The 17,086-nt window shown below is 69.8% G+C and carries 23 protein-coding genes; 6 read left to right on the top strand and 17 right to left on the bottom strand.

Going from position 1 to position 17,086, the window contains the following annotated elements:
• Positions 1 to 5 precede the first annotated feature (5 nt).
• The 4 genes from FZC61_RS15900 to FZC61_RS15885 are packed head-to-tail and all read left to right on the top strand — an operon-like array spanning position 6 to position 3,580.
• Positions 6 to 791 carry a hypothetical protein gene (locus FZC61_RS15900; RefSeq protein ID WP_148615146.1) on the top strand — a complete coding sequence of 262 codons (786 nt, stop codon included), beginning with the start codon at positions 6 to 8 and terminating at the stop codon, positions 789 to 791.
• Positions 788 to 1,495, top strand: coding sequence for a hypothetical protein (locus FZC61_RS15895; protein WP_148615145.1), 708 nt, complete (start codon positions 788 to 790; stop codon positions 1,493 to 1,495). The genes FZC61_RS15900 and FZC61_RS15895 overlap by 4 nt, the downstream gene beginning before the upstream one ends.
• A 17-nt stretch (positions 1,496 to 1,512) precedes the next feature.
• Entirely contained in the window at positions 1,513 to 2,301 is a 789-nt protein-coding gene (locus FZC61_RS15890) for a GIY-YIG nuclease family protein (RefSeq protein ID WP_211357277.1), read from the top strand.
• A 40-nt stretch (positions 2,302 to 2,341) separates the two neighbouring features.
• Positions 2,342 to 3,580 (top strand): competence protein CoiA family protein, encoded by a 1,239-nt coding sequence (locus FZC61_RS15885; protein WP_148615143.1) that lies wholly within the window; start codon positions 2,342 to 2,344, stop codon positions 3,578 to 3,580.
• On the opposite strand, the gene FZC61_RS15880 is transcribed toward FZC61_RS15885, so the two are convergent.
• The 9 genes from FZC61_RS15880 to FZC61_RS15840 form a co-directional block, all read right to left on the bottom strand.
• Positions 3,553 to 4,236, bottom strand: coding sequence for a hypothetical protein (locus FZC61_RS15880; protein ID WP_148615142.1), 684 nt, complete (start codon positions 4,234 to 4,236; stop codon positions 3,553 to 3,555). The two genes, FZC61_RS15885 and FZC61_RS15880, sit on opposite strands and share 28 nt — an antisense overlap.
• A 5-nt stretch (positions 4,237 to 4,241) precedes the next feature.
• Positions 4,242 to 5,036, bottom strand: coding sequence for a protein NO VEIN domain-containing protein (locus FZC61_RS15875; RefSeq protein WP_148615141.1), 795 nt, complete (start codon positions 5,034 to 5,036; stop codon positions 4,242 to 4,244).
• 312 nt (positions 5,037 to 5,348) lie between these two features.
• Entirely contained in the window at positions 5,349 to 5,603 is a 255-nt protein-coding gene (locus tag FZC61_RS15870) for a hypothetical protein (RefSeq protein ID WP_107767035.1), read from the bottom strand.
• A 79-nt stretch (positions 5,604 to 5,682) separates the two neighbouring features.
• Positions 5,683 to 6,504 carry a hypothetical protein gene (locus FZC61_RS15865; protein WP_148615140.1) on the bottom strand — a complete coding sequence of 274 codons (822 nt, stop codon included), beginning with the start codon at positions 6,502 to 6,504 and terminating at the stop codon, positions 5,683 to 5,685.
• Positions 6,504 to 7,136, bottom strand: a complete 633-nt coding sequence (locus FZC61_RS15860) for a hypothetical protein (RefSeq protein ID WP_107767037.1) — start codon at positions 7,134 to 7,136, stop codon at positions 6,504 to 6,506. The genes FZC61_RS15865 and FZC61_RS15860 overlap by 1 nt, the downstream gene beginning before the upstream one ends.
• 171 nt (positions 7,137 to 7,307) lie before the next feature.
• Complete coding sequence (locus FZC61_RS15855; protein WP_148615139.1) at positions 7,308 to 7,850, bottom strand: hypothetical protein; 543 nt, start codon at positions 7,848 to 7,850, stop codon at positions 7,308 to 7,310.
• A 156-nt stretch (positions 7,851 to 8,006) separates the two neighbouring features.
• The gene (locus FZC61_RS15850; RefSeq protein WP_107767039.1) at positions 8,007 to 8,756 is read right to left on the bottom strand and encodes a hypothetical protein; all 750 of its coding nucleotides are present in this window, start codon (positions 8,754 to 8,756) and stop codon (positions 8,007 to 8,009) included.
• Between the two features lie 172 nt (positions 8,757 to 8,928).
• The gene (locus tag FZC61_RS15845) at positions 8,929 to 10,452 is read right to left on the bottom strand and encodes a hypothetical protein (RefSeq protein WP_148615138.1); all 1,524 of its coding nucleotides are present in this window, start codon (positions 10,450 to 10,452) and stop codon (positions 8,929 to 8,931) included.
• A complete protein-coding gene (locus FZC61_RS15840; RefSeq protein ID WP_148615137.1) occupies positions 10,442 to 10,807 on the bottom strand; it encodes a hypothetical protein in 366 nt (121 codons plus the stop codon). The genes FZC61_RS15845 and FZC61_RS15840 overlap by 11 nt, the downstream gene beginning before the upstream one ends.
• Before the next feature lie 220 nt (positions 10,808 to 11,027).
• Between FZC61_RS15840 and FZC61_RS15835 the strand changes: the two genes are divergently transcribed.
• Positions 11,028 to 11,894 carry a hypothetical protein gene (locus FZC61_RS15835; RefSeq protein WP_148615136.1) on the top strand — a complete coding sequence of 289 codons (867 nt, stop codon included), beginning with the start codon at positions 11,028 to 11,030 and terminating at the stop codon, positions 11,892 to 11,894.
• A gap of 32 nt (positions 11,895 to 11,926) precedes the next feature.
• Here FZC61_RS15835 and FZC61_RS23145 read toward each other — a convergent pair whose 3' ends face one another.
• The 8 genes from FZC61_RS23145 to FZC61_RS15805 form a co-directional block, all read right to left on the bottom strand.
• Positions 11,927 to 12,103, bottom strand: coding sequence for a hypothetical protein (locus FZC61_RS23145; protein WP_170286124.1), 177 nt, complete (start codon positions 12,101 to 12,103; stop codon positions 11,927 to 11,929).
• 9 nt (positions 12,104 to 12,112) lie between these two features.
• Positions 12,113 to 12,340 (bottom strand): hypothetical protein, encoded by a 228-nt coding sequence (locus FZC61_RS15830; RefSeq protein ID WP_148615135.1) that lies wholly within the window; start codon positions 12,338 to 12,340, stop codon positions 12,113 to 12,115.
• A gap of 119 nt (positions 12,341 to 12,459) precedes the next feature.
• A complete protein-coding gene (locus FZC61_RS15825; RefSeq protein ID WP_148615134.1) occupies positions 12,460 to 12,909 on the bottom strand; it encodes a hypothetical protein in 450 nt (149 codons plus the stop codon).
• A 31-nt stretch (positions 12,910 to 12,940) separates the two neighbouring features.
• Complete coding sequence (locus tag FZC61_RS15820; RefSeq protein WP_148615133.1) at positions 12,941 to 13,657, bottom strand: hypothetical protein; 717 nt, start codon at positions 13,655 to 13,657, stop codon at positions 12,941 to 12,943.
• Entirely contained in the window at positions 13,654 to 13,818 is a 165-nt protein-coding gene (locus FZC61_RS23140) for a hypothetical protein (protein WP_170286123.1), read from the bottom strand. Before FZC61_RS23140 ends, FZC61_RS15820 begins: the two co-directional genes overlap by 4 nt.
• Before the next feature lie 111 nt (positions 13,819 to 13,929).
• Positions 13,930 to 14,337, bottom strand: coding sequence for a hypothetical protein (locus tag FZC61_RS15815; RefSeq protein WP_107767046.1), 408 nt, complete (start codon positions 14,335 to 14,337; stop codon positions 13,930 to 13,932).
• A 505-nt stretch (positions 14,338 to 14,842) separates the two neighbouring features.
• Positions 14,843 to 16,192 carry an ATP-binding protein gene (locus FZC61_RS15810; RefSeq protein ID WP_107767048.1) on the bottom strand — a complete coding sequence of 450 codons (1,350 nt, stop codon included), beginning with the start codon at positions 16,190 to 16,192 and terminating at the stop codon, positions 14,843 to 14,845.
• Positions 16,193 to 16,290: 98 nt separating this feature from the next.
• Positions 16,291 to 16,605, bottom strand: a complete 315-nt coding sequence (locus FZC61_RS15805) for a hypothetical protein (RefSeq protein WP_107767049.1) — start codon at positions 16,603 to 16,605, stop codon at positions 16,291 to 16,293.
• A gap of 269 nt (positions 16,606 to 16,874) precedes the next feature.
• Here FZC61_RS15805 and FZC61_RS15800 point away from each other — a divergent pair, with 269 nt between their 5' ends.
• Positions 16,875 to 17,075: a helix-turn-helix domain-containing protein gene (locus FZC61_RS15800; protein ID WP_107767050.1), complete on the top strand. Its 201-nt coding sequence runs from the start codon at positions 16,875 to 16,877 to the stop codon at positions 17,073 to 17,075.
• Positions 17,076 to 17,086 lie beyond the last annotated feature (11 nt).

Raw genomic sequence — 17,086 nt, 5'->3', positions numbered from 1 at the left:
TGGCCATGGAGACTCAGGGCCGCACGTCGATCCGGTTCACCCTGAACGGCCACCGCTACGAGCTGGCCCGCCAGGACGTCGAGAGCCGCCTCGCCGACGTCGCGCCCGACGCCATCCGCAAGCACGCCGTGAAGGTGAAGGGCACCTGGTTCCCGGTCATCCAGGCATTCGAGCTCGCCACCGGCATCCCGCGATCGGAGTTCATGTCCAACACCGCCCGCCGACACCTGGCGGCCCTGGGGTATGAGGTCGCCGGCGATGTCGAGCCGCGCACCGAGCCGCCGGCGGTCCGCGGCGCGGCCACGCCGTTAGCTGCTCCGGCACCCGCGCAGGATCCCGTCGAGGGGAAGCCAGCGGAGCTGGCGGGGGAGTGGCATACCGAGGCCAACGTCCAGGCATCCCTGGTGACCGCGCTCGCAGCCAAGGGGTGGCGCATCCTGTCGGTGGCCAACACCGCGACCAAGGAGCACGGCATCGACGTGATCGCCGCCCGGAACGGCCAGACCGTCGGAGTTGAGGTCAAGGGGTTCCCCAGCCGCGGCTACGCCGACCCGGCCCGGGCAGGCGAGCTCAAGCTCACCAGCCCGAGCACGCAGGCCGGCCACTGGTACTCCCAGGCGGTGCTCGCGGCGATGCGCCTGCGTGGCAAGGAGCCGACCTGGGGCAGCGTCATCGCGCTGCCCGACTTCCCGCGCTACCGCGACCTGCACGCCGAGACGGCCGGATCACTGGCCGCGGCGCAGATCGACGTGTGGTGGGTCGACCAGACCGGCGCGGTGCACCGGCCGTGACCGTCGCCCGGTGGTACTTGCGGCCGGAAGGCCAGGACCTCACACTCCGAAAGGCGCCGCGGTTGGCCAGCTGGAACAAGGCGACCGACCCCGACCAGGTCCGGTTGCGCGAATACCTCGAGGACACCGCCGAGCTCCTGGCGCCCGCCATGGTCCTCGGCCCCTGGGCGCTCCGACTCGACATTGGGCTGCCAGCCGGGCGCGACCTCATCGACATGGCCGACCTGGACAACTATGCCTTCCCACTGGCCACCCGGCTCCGCAACGAGGACCTGGTGACGGTGTGGTGCAGCAAGCGGCACGCGGACACCTCACGGGTACTCGTCGCCCCCGCGGCCGAGAGTGCGGCACCCAGCGCCACCTACACCGTGCGCACGACCGCGTCGGCCGCGACCACGGCCTTCAAGGAGCAGGTCCGGTCCGCGGTGGTCGACGCTGCCACGATCCCGACCGGCGCCGTGCATCTGCAGCTGGCGTTCGTCGTCGGCCCGCAGCGCAACTGGCTCACGCTCTGGAAGCCCACGATCGACGCCCTCGACCCGCTCTTGGGCCGCACTCGTGCAGACCGCGACTGGCATCCGCAAGACGGCCGGATCACCGATCTCGGCCTCCACGTCACCGTCGATCCCTCGCTCGGTCACGACATCCTGGTCAGCATCGCCGCGGCGCCGGCCGCCGCACCTAGAACGGAAGGCCCTCGATGACGCTCACGTTCGGCTCAGTGATCACCAGCGCTGGCCTCGACCCGGCCGAGGCGCTGGTCATCCGGCACGCCTACGTGCGTGAGCACGAAGACGGCACAGTGGGCATCCACGGCGACTCCTCCGACGCCGAGATCTTGGCTTATACGAGCGTCCAGTCGGCCAACACCCGCACCTTCCCGGCCGCACCTCCCCGCGTCTGGATCGTGTTCCGGCCTGAGGGTGGGGACCGCGCACGGCTGTGGTCGGTCCTGGTGAATCACGGCGAGACCGCGCACGACGGGCTGCTTCGCACCTTCCACCTCGAGCCGTCGGAACTGATGAGCGACCTGCGGAACCGGTTGGTGATCCAGTGGCGCTCCCCGCGAACCTGGAGGATCAACGCGACCACCGCGGCCGCGTATCCGGTGATGGAGATCGCCGACGCCGAGCCCGTGAGGTTCCCCGGCTTCGACGCCCTCACGCTGGACTACCCCCAGCTGCAGGCCGTCATCCGAGAGCACCGCTACGCCGCATGGCGCACCGCCCTCTCATCAGTGATCGGGGTCTACCTCATCACCGACACCCGCGACGGCCGCCACTACGTCGGCAAGGCCGACGGCGCCGAGAACATCCTCCAGCGCTGGGCCGCCTACGCGACCAACGGCCACGGCGGCAACGTGGAGCTCCGCAACCTGGACCCGGCCAGCTTCCGCCTGTCGGTGCTGCGGGTCTTCGACCCGGCAACCCCCAGCCGCGAGATCGACGCCGCCGAAAGCCACTACAAGTACGCCCTCGACTCACGCCGGCACGGCCTCAACCGCAACTGATCCGCCCACTTCTGTCAGTCCTGTGCGGCAGAGTTCCCTCGTGCCACTGACGGCGCAGCACGCCGCGGCAGGCGTGCTCGACGCAACCGTTGACCCGCTCGGCGAAGGTGCGCCCTGGGAGGCGATCCACCGAGCGCGACCACGCGCGCCCCTGACGTGTCGCGAGTGCGGGCATGGGCTCCACGCCAAGCTCTCGCCAAAGGGGCTGAGGTTCTTCGCCCACGACCGGGCCGCGTCGACGTGCTCGCTGGTCGGCGAGACCATGGCCCACCGGCTGCTCAAGCTGCAGCTGGCCTCGGCGATCCGCGACGCTGGCTGGTACGCCGAACTCGAGGTCGCCGGCGAGGGCTGGCGGGCCGACGTGCTTGCCACCAGCCCCGACGGCACGAGGCGGATGGCATGGGAGACACAGCTGGCACAGATCACCGTCGACGAGCTGCGCGAGCGCACCACGAGGATGGAGGCCTCCGGGGTGCCGGTGTGCTGGGTCACCGATCATGACCGGCCGTGGATCGGAGCAGTACCCGCGATTCAGATCTCCCAGCCCACCGAGCCATCGCAGGCCGCAGCCACCGATGCCGAGGTCGTCGACGGGACCAGCGTGTTCCGTGAGCGGTGGTGCCCGAGTCGGCGCTGTGAGAACGACGGCGGCGCTCCTGGCCCGTGCCCTGGCCACGGCTGGTGGGGGCCGGTCGTGCCCGCCGTGCGCCTCGGAGTCTTAGTCGCCGGCGTCCTGGCCGGCACGGTCAGAACGCACCAGGTCGTCCCGGGCAGATCCGTGACATTCCTTCCCCTCCCAGCGCCGATCGTGTGGACCACTCGGCCGCACGTCAACGCCGAACGCGCCCAACTGGATGCAGGGGAGCGCCGGCGTGAGTACGACGAACTCGCGGACGCGGAGCGTGAGCGCCACCTGGCGGCGATCGCGGCCAAGCTCGCCCGCCAGCAGGCACTCACGCCGCCGGCGGTCGAGCTCGTTCGCCGAGAGGCGCGAGGCTACGTCGGCGTGCGAGACGCGGCCCCGGAGTGGGCGATGGGCGTGCCGCTGTTCGTCCACGACATGCCGCAGGGGGTGATCAGCCCGGTGGTCAGCAGGATCTCGGCCGAGGTCCTCGAGCGGCTCCGCGGCCTGACGCTGTTCGTCGCCACCGATGCTGAGCGGCGCGCCCTCGCGCGGGCGTGCGGATCCAAGCAACGGATCGTGCTGTTCGAGGTGGAGATTCCGGAACAGCCGCGGCCGCCCGGGGTGACCTACAGGAGGGCCGGGCGGGTGCGGTAGACCTGAACCTGGTCGCGGAGCTCGTTGCTGGCGATCGCCAGACCGGCGTACGCCGCGGCCGCGGCTGCCAGGTTGAACGACGAAGCTGGAGTGCAGACGACGTCGGAGGCACTCAGGGAGCCGTCCTCGAGGCGGTCGGCGAAGGTGTCGGCGGCCGCGGCCGCGTCAGCTGCGTGCTGGGTGATCCCCGCCGGTACGGGCTTTCCGGCGCCGGACACGAATGCCTCCCACACGAACAGTTCTGCGTCGCCGGCCAGCCACGGGTCGGGCCGGGTGGTGCACCGCAGCCCGGGGACCCCGGAGCCCACCCGCTCGAGCACCCAGGCCATCTGCACCAGCCCCGTGGCCAGGGCGCCGCTGCCGGCGCCGGCCGACCAGGGCCTGGAGCGACCGTCGACGGTCTCGCCCTGGCGCGCCTGCCCCAGGGTCCTCCATCCGTCGACGGGCCCGATCGGACTGACCGGAACCATCAGGGGAGCCTCGAACCCGAGCGCCACGGGCACGCCGCCGGCGAGTGCCTCGAGCACGGCGAGGGCTGCGCCCTCGGGATGGCTGCCACCCTCGCCGACCGGTCGTCGGCCGGGAAGGTCAAGAGCGGCCCAGGCGAAGTTGTTCCGAACCGAGCCGACGTCGACGGCAACGACTCGCGTTTCCATCGGCGTCACGGGGCGAGGTTGACGCGGTAGACGGTCGGATCCGCGGCCGCGGCTACGGTCTTGCGGTCGTACTCGGCCAGCGTTGGGTCGGTGAGCGCGTTGGTCACCACTGCCAGGAGCCACGCAGTGTCGGTCTCGGCGGTGCGCAGCTCGTTGCGCGTCAGGAGGACCGAGGGCATGGAGCTCGAGACGCCCTTGACCTCGATGTGACGCTCCTGGCCGTCGTTGCGGATTGCGGTCAGGTCCCATCCACACTTGAGGTGGGCGACGCGGGTCACGTCCCATCCTGCTGCTTCGTAGTGATGCTGGACCGCGGCCTCAGCGGCCAGCTCGACCTTGCGATTCGTAGCGGCGTCGCCGAAACCGGCTCCCCAAGCTCCGACGGCGATCGTGCTCGAGGTCTCGCGCGGGTCGCCGGGGTGGACCGGTGTTTCGATGGGGCCGCTGTACTCCCGCACCAGGACGGGAACCGACCGTGGGTGCGTCCGGTAGCCCAGGCCGCGCTGGGTGAGGACCTTGACCAGGTCCGTGCGGAGCGGGATCAGCCGGTGGCGGGTCTCGGTGCCGATCTCGAGCAGTTCGGCCCACAGGGTCATGATGTTGCCGGGGGAGCGGTGCCAGCCGTCGTCGTAGGGCGCCGCGGTGTCCCACAGGTAGGCGTGGAGGAGTGTGAGGAGCTCTTCCTGCTCCTCGGCCGGGTAGAGCTTAAGCGGGACCCGGGCGCGGCCGAGTTGGTCGGCGCGGCTCAGGCCGGCACGGATGAGGTCGACGAGCCGGGCGTTGGAGTCGTGCGAGCTCACGGGGGATCGTTCGCCGTTCCTCGCGGGTACTCGATGTCGAAGTGCAGGCGATGATCTCGGTCGTCTCGCAGCCCCAGCCGGCGCGGCGATCCATCGGGTCGGGATCGTCGTCGATGTCGTCGCAGGCTCCTGAGCCGGATCCGCAGTCGCGGTGTAATGCGATGAGCTTGCGGGCGAGCGGGTCGTTGATCGTGTTGAGGCGACGCATGGCGTCCACCCACCTCGAGACCGGTGCCTGGCTATCGTCCACCTCGTACACCACGTCCATTTGCTCGGCCGCGCTGGCTTCCTCGTCGTACTCGTAGCGGACCATCAGCGCATCCCGAAGAACGAGGTGATCCGGTCGACCTGCTGCTGGTCGAGGAGCGCCGGCCGGCAGGCCCCGTAGGCGTTGGTCAGGTCGATCACCAGCTGACGGGTCTGGTCGAGGCTCAGGTCGATCGTCGCCGTCTCCCCGTCGATGCTGGTGACCTTGAGGTCGATGCGCTGGACGTCCTCGTCGACGTATCGGGCATGAGCCCCGATCTTCTTGGCCCGGACGGCCTCGCTGCGCTTGAAGAGTCCCACGGGTGAATCGTGGCACGCCGGGCCCCTTGGCCGGGCGAGAACAGAACGAGGCAGCCCGGGCCATGGTTCTTGGGCGGCGCTACAGAGAAGGCAGGGCCCGAATCCGCTCAGGCATCAAGGACATGTCGGCGCCGAACGGGATCACGGTGAAGACCTTGCTCACGTCGGTCATGCTGATCCGGGCCGGGTTCAGTGCCGGGAGTGCGGCGCCGAGCGGGCGGATGCGCTCCAACCCGACCTGAGCTGCGGCCCGGTCCAGGCGGTCGTCGTGATCCGGTCCCGACGGGTAGGTGCGGCCGACGACCAGCAGCACGACCTTGCCGATGCCGATGGACTCGGAGGCGTTGATTGGCCCGGTCTGGATGCTGAAACCGCTCGGTCGACGGAGGGCGTCGAGGTAGACCCGGGAGTCCCCGTGGAGCGCGAGGGCGTAGGGGACCCTGGGCGGATCAGCGGGCCCGACGTAGTCGGCCACCCGCGCGGCGTATACCCGAACGCCCTTGGGCGTGCCGCCGTGGCCTGTGCTGAAGCGTCGCAGGTGCAACTCCCTGCTGGCCTCGGCGCCCAGCACCCCGGAACCGCGCTCGAGGGCGAAGAGCAGCGTGACCCAGACCGCCCAGTCGCCGAGGTGGTCCAGCGTCTTGCGGGTCACGGGCGCGCCCGTCTCGATCAGACTCATCATGTCGGGCCGCATGTGCAGGGCGCTCGTCGCCTGGTTGTGCGCATCGCAGAGGGTCGTCCAGAACTGAGCGAGGTCCTCGCGGTTGGGGTCGATGCCGAACCGCTTCCACAGGGTCTGCGGGATGATGTGCTCGAGGGTCGGACCGGCGAGCGCTCCGCACAGCAGGCACGGACCTGAGCCAGGGTCCGGTGTTGCCTTGTGGGCTGTCGTGGTGCTCACTAAGTCGCCTTCGGCTCGAGGTAGCCGATCGGACCGCCGCTGGAGACGACGATGCGGCTTTCCATAATCTGCTTGGCCATCCGGCGCAGGTGGCCCGGGGTGTTCTGGGGGTAGGTCACCGACATGCCGGGGTGAACGCGTGCGAGGAGCTGCCCTGCGTAGTGGTGCCGCGGGACGTCCTCGTCGGCCCTGGTGACGCTGTCGGCTCGCTCGAGGATCCGGTAGGCCGCGACCGGGAAGGTCGCCACGGTCACGACGAACAGCTCGTTGTCGACGACCTTGGCGGGGTCGGAGCGCCACCACCGGAGGCTGGCGGCCTCGAGCTCGTCGTCACTGTGCTCGACGTGGAAGCCCATCCACCGGCGGGGGTCGGCGGGGTACTTCGTGCGGTCGGCCTCTTCCCGTGCATCGGTGCGCAGCACGGTGAGGGCGCCCGACGTTACCAGGAGCCGGTCACGGCCGGTCAGGTGCTCGACCTCCGTGGCTGTGATCGGCGTGCTCAGGATCCCAGCCCGGACGAGCTTGTCGACGCCGGCAGGGTTGAGCTCGAGCCGGGCGGCGGCCTGGGTGCGGGTGAGGGTGTCGGACTTATGCGTGGGTGTCGCGGGCGGAGCGAACGTCGGCAGCGGCATGTGCTGTCCCTTCGGTAGGGGCCGGCCCTGAACCTCGGTGGTCCCTGGGCATCGGTAGGCCCATCCTACCTGTGTGTTGACTAACGCAACGAATGGATTTGAACCGATCCCTCCCGTCGGCGAGGAGCGGCGATGGGGACCGGTGTGCGCCGTCCGAGAGGCCTGGGATGACTACCGCCTCTTGCCTCCCTCGAAGCTGCCGGGAACGAGGCGATCCATGGCGTCCCGCCGTTCGTGGTGGGTGACCTGCCCGCCGCCGCTGCACTCGGTCACGCCCGCGCGCGTCTGCTTGGTGTGGGCTTCCACTGTCCAGTCGCCCGCCTTCAGCGTGACGGTCACGCTCTGCAAGCACACTGGGCACTTCCGGGTTCGAGTGGGCGCGGGCTTCTTCGTCTCGCCGCCGCTCTTCCCCTTGCCGGTGCCTCTGCTGGTCTTCTTGTACTTGCACTTGATGCACTTGCCCAGCTCGTCGTCGAAGGAGAGCACCGACTTCTGCTTCTTGCAGACCGGGCAAACCTTCGTCTGGACGGGTGCGGTGACCTTGCCCCGCTTGCCGTAGCCCTGTGCGCAGCGAGGTCGCTCTGGCGGAGCCGTCTGGGTCATCTGGGCCTGCAGATACGCCTCGCAGGAAGTATGGAGGGAGAGGTACTCCTCCGCGGCGGCAAGTTCATCAGGCGTGAGTGATCCGTCCGCAGCGTCCACGAGCTCCCGCATCCGACGAAGCTTCCGTCGGTGGGCGGGTTGCAAGCGATAGGCGTAGCCCATCCTGCCGGTCCTTCTCTGTTCAGGCCCGCCCGTTTTGGCGGTGCTGCAAGGGAAGCACAGGCGCCCGACACGAGAGACCGATTCCGGAGGTTCTGCGCGCTGCCTTCAATGAAGCCGTCGGACGTTCTCGGCGGGCGACGGGTCTCGTCGCCCGAGGATGCTTGCCAACTCCGCCAGTGTGTCCTCGCGGAGCATGGTCGGATCGGTCGCCATGGCCTCGAGCAAGCTTCTTACTTGAGCTGGCGGGAGTTCCGCCAGCGACTGCTCGAGCTCGGCAATGCCGTCGCCTTCTCTGTCGCCGATGTTGGCGCTCGCCACCAGTCTCATCTGCTCATCGCTGTAGGCACGGGCTGCGAGGGCAGCTAAGTAGCGAGCCTGCGCCTCGGCTCGCGACATGTCCGGTCGGTCCTCGGCCGGCGCCTCGATGACTTCCTGCCCTGGCTCAACGTTGGCTACCTCGACCACGCCGGTCTTGCGCGCCTTTCCGCGTGCGCGCCGCGCAACGATCTTGGCTCGTTGGGCGTCGAAGGCCGGCCGGGCTGTCTCCCGGTACCACTGCGCGAGGATGGGCTTCGCTCGCGCTATTCCCCGATCGATCAGGTGGGAGACGATGGCGGCGATTGCCTCCTCGAGTTCCTCCTGCTCGCGAGACTTCCGACGCTGTTCGATCGGAACGTAGACGGTCTCTGTGATGACGAGCTCGTCGGACTCGGTTTCGTCGTCAGGGATGAAGCGGGCGCTTCCTTTGAGGTTGCCATCGCCGTCGAAGAGGTTCTGGTGGAGGCCACCTTCCTTCTTATGGCCTGGGGTGAGGTCGTCGTCATCCCACTCGTAGTGCCCCTTGATTCGCCCCATGTTCCTGAGAGTAGTTGCTGCGGTGCGGCCGGCTCCTGTGTTCAAGATGAGATTGGTGGTCTCGGCCTGGCGGGTTGCTTTTCCTTCATCTGCAGCTTCTGACGCCAATGTGGCCCTCTGCATGCTGGGTGGCAGTGTTCTCTCCGGCCGCATTTGACAGGCGTTGTGCGGGTCACCGCCGCGGCCCGGTGGACGTCGCGATTGGTGGGCGTCCGGCCTCGGGCACGGTTCTGCCGCGCAACCCAGGGTCCCCGTCATGAGTTGCTGCCATGGCCTCGCGCTGATGCAGTGTGGCCACCGCTGAGGCCGAGCTGGTGGCGTCGATCGTGGCGTCGCTGGCCGCGCGCAGGGTTTCCGCGACAGGCGGGGGGAGTGGCACGAGGCGCTTGGCGAAGATGTCGGTGGGGGAGACCCAGACGAAGTCGCCCTCGGCCGGCGGGGTGGCCATGCCGGCCTCAACATCGTTGTGCGCCCGGCGCGACAGGGCTCGGGCCGGCCCGATGAGGTCGGGTGCGGCGGCCTTCTCGGCGACGACCACCGCGAGCTCAGACCCCGCCTCGATCGCACGCAGCGTCGCGCGCACGGCTTGGGGCAGCCCTGGGCGGCGTGCGATGACCTCGGGGCTGGCCAGGGTGGTCTTGTCGTGGGTGACCTGGCGGTACGCGGCGCGGACCTCCGCGGCCGCGCGGGCCAGCGGCTCCTCGAGGCGGGCTCCTGGGGGAGCGAGGTCACCCCAGCGGCTGGCCAGGTTGCTCCAGGACCGCCCTGCGTCGGCGATGGCCGGGACCAGGCGATCGGAACGCTCGAGCACGCCGGCGGTCGCGGCCGCGTCGACGAGGACCATGCTCGCGCCGGCGATCAGCCCCTGGGTGCGGGAGATCAGCAGGATGTTGGAAGGTTCGAGGTCGCGGGCCAGCGCGCGGTGGGTCTGGATGTCCCAGTTGGCCAGTGCTTGCGCCAGCCGGCCAGGGTCTTCGGCGGGGCGCATCGCTTCGCCGGGGAGGGCTTGGGCGAACCGGTCGGTCAGGTAGCTGCGGGCGGTGTTCTCGCAGGCGGAGATCCGGTCGATCCAGACACCGGTGGGGGCGATCGCGTAGGGGGAGTGGCGCTGTGCCAGGTGAATCCGTCGGCCGGCGCTGCGGGCGTCGTTGACGCGGTCGCGGCCGTGCTCGTGGAGCGCGACGTTCACGGCGTGGGCCGTGAGGTAGAGCCCGTGCATGATCCGGGTGCGTGCTGCCTCGAGGTCGCGGTGAGCGTCCGGCTGCTCGTGGCGGATCTCGGCGCCGTAGCGGCGGACCAGCGAGGCGGCGTTGAGGAATGTCAGGGTCATCTGGTCGATGCGGGGGCTGGTCGGGCCTTGCCCTGGCCACGCCGTGCGGCCGGAGAGGCTGGCCTCGATGGTGGCGGCCTGGGCGGAGAGGCTGGTGATGGGCCGGTCGCGCTCGTCGACGGCAGGTCGTCGACCGGGCAGGGATGCCCACAGGTCCTCGGCGGCCGCGACCATCGTCGGCCAGCTGCGCAGCAGCGTGCCGGCGGCGTCTCCGTCGACGTCCATCAGCAGCTGGCGCGCCAGGTAGTCGACGTCGAAGAGCATCTCGCCGACGCTGCGCACATCACGCGAGGTCATCGGGATCTGGTCGACGTCGAAGAGCTCCTCATCGATGTCGGCGTACGCCGGCCGCAGGTCAGTAGCCAAGGCCGCGGGCTTCCCGGATGAGGTCGCACAGGTCGACGACCAGCTGGGAACCGTGCACCAGGTCGGGCCGGTGCAGCGGCAGGGGACGGGTCAACTCCTCGGCCTCGGTGAGCAGCTGCAGCGGCGTGCGCTCCTCGAGCTCCGCGTCCTCGTCGACGTCGGGCAGCTCGTAGTCATCGGGCAGCAGGGCGCTTGCCTGGGAGTGCGCGAGATAGACGCCGAGACCGAGGGCGTGCAGCGGCGAGTCGGCGGCGGACCGGTCGGCGTCGCTCCACACCTGGGTGGCGGCCTGGTGCAGCAGGAGGGCGATCGAGCCGAGGCGGTCCCAAGTGCCGTCAGCGTTGAGGGTGTCCACGGGTGTTCCTTTCGGTCGGAGGTCGGTCTGGCCCATGAACCCACGTCCGGGTCGGTCCTCGCTCCGCTGAGCGGCGGGCTGTGGATAACTCGGGGTCGTGTCGGCGGCTGGGCACAAACTGGTCTCGTTCGCCTATGTCGTACGGCGGTCGCCGGACGATCACCGCGAGCAAAGTCAAGAGATTCGCACTAGTGCTGACAGATGGAGGAGGGTCGTGATGATGAGGTTCCCGATGACCGTGCTGAGGGTGGTGACGCTGGCGCCGGCGCTGCTGGTGAGCTTTGTCCTCACCGTGGTGGTGTGCGCCCTGCTCCCGCCGGCCCTTGGCCTGGTGGCGTTCCTGGTTGCAGCCGGCCTGCTCGCTGCGCTGGCGCTCGGCCAGTTGGAGGTGCCGGCGATCGCGACGCTGACCCGGTCGCGTCCCGCGACCGCAGCTGAGCTCCAGGTGATGGCGCCCGTGCTCGCCGAGCTGGGTGGCCGCAGCGTCGACGTCGACGCCCTGTTCGTGCGCCGCCGCCAGGGTCCGAGCACCCCGGTGGCTGTGGCGATCGCGGATCGCGCCGTCGTGGTCACCCCCGGACTGGTCGACGCCAGATACCGCGGGGGAGTGACCGCTGCGGAAGCGGCAGCCGCGATGGCTCATGCCGTCGGCCGTCAGCGAGCGATCCGGCCACGGCTGGAGCTCGCTGTGCTCGCCGCGACGACGCCGTGGCGGCTGGTGGTCGGGACGTTCCGTGGCGTGGGCCGAGCCTTCGCCTGGCTTCCGTTCATGCGGCTGGCGTGGACGCTGCGGGGTGTCGTCGGGGGGATCTGCATCGTGCAGTCGGTCGCTGAGGGCCGGGCCGCTCCGGGGATCCTGGGCGGCGCGGTGATCGCCCTGACCTACCTGGTGCCGGCGGCCAGCCGGCGGATCGAGGCCTGGTCGGAGACCGCGGCCGACCAGCTGGTGGTCTCCCTCGGCCTGGGCTCCGTGCTGGCTGGTCTGCTCCGGCGTCATAGGCATCCGATGACGCTCGAGCGGCTGCAGCGCCTGGAGACAGCCGTCGACCAGCAGCCGCGACCGCGGCTGCACCTGGTGCACGGCTGAGGAGCTCTCTTTGGGCGCTACAGGTCCGCGGGCTACTCGTCGTCCTGGAAGCCGGACGTTGAGTGGTGCACGCAGCCGCGGCCGTTGCCCTCGTGCGGCTTGTGGTTCATGCACGGCAGCGACCCCAGCTTGTGGGAGCAGTCGACCCAGCGGACCGTCGTTCGGCCGACGATGCGGCTGGCGTCCAGTGATGCGAGTGCGGTAGCCATCGCGACCCCCTAGCGGCGCGGGCCGCGGCGGCGGCCGAGCTGGGGCCGCTGGTAGGCGGCCGTGTCGGTGTGGTCGTGCGGGCGGCCGGATCGGTGGACCTGCGCGATCTCGGCGTCGGGGGAGGGGCCGGTGTCGGCAGCCGCGGCCTGGGCGGCCTCCTCGGTGGCCCTGATCTCCTCGGCGCGCTGACGGGCCTCTTCCTCGAGCGCGGCTTCCTCGCGAGCGGCGTCACTCATCTGAACTCCCATGGATCCCGTGGACCGGCACCGGCTGCGCCAGTCCTCCTTGGTCTCCTAAGTGCGGACCAGCTGTGGGAGCGATCACTTCGGCTGATCCGGTTGGCGCCCCGGGCAGGTCAGGTCGGCTGTGCCAGCAGCGTGGCTCCCAGCAGCTGGGCGGTGTGCTCGACGACCGCCAGGGATACATGCTCACCGGGGCGGTCGCAGCACGGATGGGTGTCGAAGCCCTCGTCGACGACGACGCGGTGCAGCTGGCCACCGCAGGCACGACATCGCCGGCCGGCGTGGGTGGGGCACTGGTCGACCGCCACGACGCAGGGCAGGCACGCCGCGGTCGTCGGTGGGCTCACTTGGTGGTCACGGTCCCAGTCGCGTCGCTGACGTAGCAGCGTGGCGGTCTGTCGCCACAGCAAACGCTCGAGGTGCGCCGGCGCCGGTTGACCGAGCGCCTGGTCGACGACCGCTTTGAGCAGCTGCTCACCACGGCCGAGGAGTCGTTCGTCGAGGCCACGGGCGTAGCACCACCGGGCTAGCGTCTTCGCGGCCATCGTCAGCTGCCCGTCCATGACCTGCCTTGGTCGAGGTCCATGGCTCCCTCTACCGACTCGGGGACCGGGGCGTCGGGAGCGACGATGCGCTCGGGATCGGGTCCCGGCTCCGCTCGGACATCCGTCGGCGGGCGCTGTCGGTGATCTCGCTGGCGATCCCGGCCGACTCACGGGCGCTGGCCGCGGCGTGGTCGACGATGTTGCCGAGCAGGCGCACGTCCTCGTCGGCGCGGCCGAGCTCCTTGCCGGCGGTCGCGATGCTTCGCTCCAGGCTGACCGGCTCCAGCAGGCCCAAGGCAGTGACGTCCCGGCTGGCCTGGTGCGCGGTCTCGACGTGCTGGGCAGCCAGCTGGGCGACCGGCTTTGCGAGAGCGACCATCTCGCCGACGACCGCGATGCGCGGCTTGAGCTGCGCGATCTCGCTGGCGATGACGGGATCGGAGGTGTCGGCCAGGTCGAGGAGGGTGCGGGCGTCGGTGACCGACTGCGATGCGCGGTGGAGGTGCGCGAACAGGTCGTGGGTGAGGTTCGGCATGTCGTTGCACCGCGTGCGCAGCCGGCCCAGGTGCTCGCCGGCGGCCTCGAGGTAGAACGAGCCGCGCTCGGACAGCTTGGCCTTGGCCGAGTCAAGCTCGGCGTCGTCGAGCACGCGGAGTGCGGAGGCGATCGTCTCCTGGAGCTCCTCCACGACCCAGCACGCTCTGCTCACGGCCTGCTCGGCCTCGAACACAGCGTCGGCGGCGTTCAGCGTGGTGTCGGTGGTCATGCCGACTCACCGTCTCCGGTTTCGGGCCGGGGAGCGGTGGGAGGCGGCAGTACCTCGCGGAGTCGATCGAGCGCAGCCTCGGCCAGCTCGAGGTAGGCGCGGGCCTCCTGAACCGGGTCACGGTTGGCCGTGACGGACGGGGAATCGGTGGGCGTGCTCACGGGCAGCTCCTTGGTGGACCGGGGTCATCTCTCAGTCACCAAAGGAAGGTCGACCCGTCGGGGCGATCACCCGACGCGAAGAAAATCTCGCGATGTTCAAGTGGAGCCGGGTCAGGGCTGGTCCCAGGACATCGACTCCTGCCCGTCGTCGGCGCCCTGGCTGATGATGTGCGCGGTGGCGTTCCGCGCGGCGTTGAGGTGCTTGTGGAGGTCGACCGCGAGACCGCGGGCCTCCTCCAGGACGAGACGGGCGACGCCGATCGCCATGGCCGGGTCGGACTCGTCGGTCATCGAGTCCATGCTGAGCACCTGGTGAGTCAGGGCCTGCTCGAGCCTGCTGGAGAGCTGCGAGAAGGCCTGGGGGAGCGCGGCCGCGAGGTCGGCGAACTCCGCCAGCTGGTCGGAGGTCTCGGCCGGGATCTGGTCGCGCTCCCACATCGTGGCGCGGTTGAAGCCGTAGACGTGCTCGCGGGCGGCCGCCGCGTGTCCGCCCGCTTCGAGCTGGTCGTTGTCGTCCACCGGGTTGTCCTTCCTGCCGAGAGGTGTCGCTGACTCGAGTCTCCCGGATCTCGCGGCGGACGCGTGGCCGCCGGCGGCCGGCTGTGGACAACCGCAGGGTCCCCTCCATTCCTGCGAGGCGGGAGACTGAGCAGCCATCGAGGACAAAGGGGCCCTGATCGCGCGGCGGGTTCGCGATGTCCGCCCTGCGTGGTTCAACGCCCCCAGGATGTCGAGGCCTATCGCCGGCTCGCCGTGGGGGTCAGCGAGTGGAACGCCTACTGCGCCCCGACGACGGAGACACTGACGTCAGACGACTCCGAGTTGCTCGACAAGCTTGGCCGATGTCGCGCCGCCGTATCCCCTTGCCGCGCTGCTGCCCGACGTGACAGGGCCCATGTTGCGACGGGCCAGCCGCCAGCTCTAGCGCTATCGCGGTCCGTGTCGGCCCGCTCCAAGCCCGTTACTCAGCTGCGTTGTGTAACTGAATGTATGCCAACGCCGTTCGGTAGAGGTGCGCCGCCACTCAGGAACGCGGCCGCCCAGATCCGGCGCTGGGCGGTGGCAACTGGCGGGTTTCGTTCTGCTCGCTTAGGCGCAGCATGTCCCCACCCGCGTGCGCTGCTGAGGGATCCAGCCCGGCGTTCGCGATCATCTCCTGCAAGCTCAGCAGCTCGGTCGCTGCCTCGGGTCGTGTGCGTTCGTAGTGGCTCAGAACGAAGCGGTTGAAGAGCGGGACCGCCATCGCCAGCTGGCCTCGCTTGGGTGCGTAGACGTCGCCCTCCTCGATGAGCTCCTCACGGAGCCAGGACAGCTCTTGCTGGGAGCGACCGAGAGTCTTGGCGATCGCCGCTGTCGAGGCGCGCCCGCCGTGCAGAGCGAGGGCGGCAAGGAACTCCATCTGTCGATCGCTGATTCGGTCCCAGCGGGGGCCAAGGGTGCGGCGCTCGAGCATGTCGGCAACCCGGGGGAGTGCGGCTTCGACGTCGCCGAGGGTGATCTGGTCGGGCCCGGGCGCGGATGTCCAGATTGCGTGGGCGAACAGCTGCAGGTGGGCCGGGTAGCCGTTGCTGGCCTCTACCACGACTGCCGCCGCCTCGGGGGTCCACGCGACACCGACCCGGCGTGCTGGCTCCACCACGGCGTAGCGGGCGTCATCGGGTTGGAGAGTGAGGGGGATGGGCTCCAGCACGAAGAGGCGATCAGGGTGGGTCACGCCAGCCTTGCGGAGCGCATCGGGAGTGAAGGGCAGCCCGGTGCCGGCGAAGAGAACCGGCGCGGAGGGGTGGTCGACGTTGAGTCGGTGCAGCGTCGCCGCGAGCAGGGCGAGGTCAGGGCCAGAGGCGACCTGGAGCTCATCGACGGTGATCAGCAGGCCCCCGCTGTGGGCGTCCTTGCGGACCTCAGCCGCCAGCGTGGCCAGGGCGTCAGCGAGCGTTCCCGCGTCCAAGCCTGCTGCGGGAGCGTCTGATGGGCGAGTGGAGATACCGGCACCGATACCCGCGATGCTCAGGTTGACCCCACCGACCCGCTCGAAGGCCTTGCGGGCGCGCTGCCACGGGCCGGCCTCCTCGGCCATACGGGTGCGAGCGCGTTGGAGCAGCGCCTCTACCAGACCAGCGTGGCCCGAGACAGCCTGGAGGTTGACCACCTCGAAACCTTGCTCCTTGGCCAGGTCCGCGAACGCGCTCACCGTGACGGTCTTCCCCACGCCGCGCGGGCCGGCAAGAATCATGTCCTGTGCGCGGACGCGGCCGCTAGAGACAATGTCGTTGAGCACCAAATGCCAGTCACGGAGAAGGCCGTCTCGTCCTGCCAGGACGGGCGGGTTGTGGCCGGCACCGGGCGTGTATGGGCTCTGATCCACCAGCGCCACCTTCCTAGACTCACCTAGATTTAGAGGGTTTTCTAGGTCAGTCTAGGTGGCAGTCAGCTCACTCGGCCGGAGGAGCTCTCGCGCGTGTGACCGGCGCGTCAACGGCCGATCCGGGGTGGCGGGGGAGGTGCGCCGCCGGCAATGGACCGGTCGGCGCCGAGGCGTCGACGGGCTGCATGGTCGGGACTCTCGGGGGCTAGGCCGGCCTCGTCGGCGACTAGGGATTCACCGAGCTTGTCGGCAAGCTCGGCGATGTCGGCCGACAGCACCTGCTCGAGGACGTCCGCGATGCTGGCGATGGAGCCGTCGCAGTGGTCGACAAGGTCGGCGGCGAGGCGATCGAGGGCGCGGTCGCCCTGCTGGGTGAAGGTGACGATGCCCGAGCCCGGCTGCTCCGCGGGTGAAGTGCTCATTGGGTCCTCCTCTGCTTGGTCACCTAGGTGATCCCGGACCTTGGGAGCGATCAGATGGGCGAGAGCATTTCGCCAGCTCGGCAGCGGGCGCCCCGGGTGTCGTGGGAGCTGGTCAGGTTGCCGGGCCGGAGCGCCGGTGACGGACAGCGGGCCGGCGGCCGCAAGACACGCCGTTGGTTCTGCTGAACCGGCCGAAACCAGGCTCATCCTCGACTACGCTCGGACACACCCGGCTAAAGCCGGTTCGCCGAGGGAAGGGTCGACGCGTCGTGTCCGAACCGTGGTTGTCCGCAGAGGACATCGCCGCCCATCTCGGCGTCACGAAGGACACGGTCTACGCCTGGATCGCCGACAAGGCCATGCCAGCCCACAAGGTCGGCCGGCTCTGGAAGTTCCAGACCAGCGAGGTCGACGAATGGGTGCGCCGCGGCGGTGCCGCTACCTCGGATGAACCGAGCAACACCGGCTGATCCGTCGGCCC

The organism is Nocardioides rubriscoriae, from assembly GCF_008087085.1.
Classification (GTDB): Bacteria; Actinomycetota; Actinomycetes; order Propionibacteriales; family Nocardioidaceae; genus Nocardioides; species Nocardioides rubriscoriae.
Note: the sequence above shows the minus strand (reverse complement) of the source record. Positions and strands in the feature narration are given on the sequence as shown.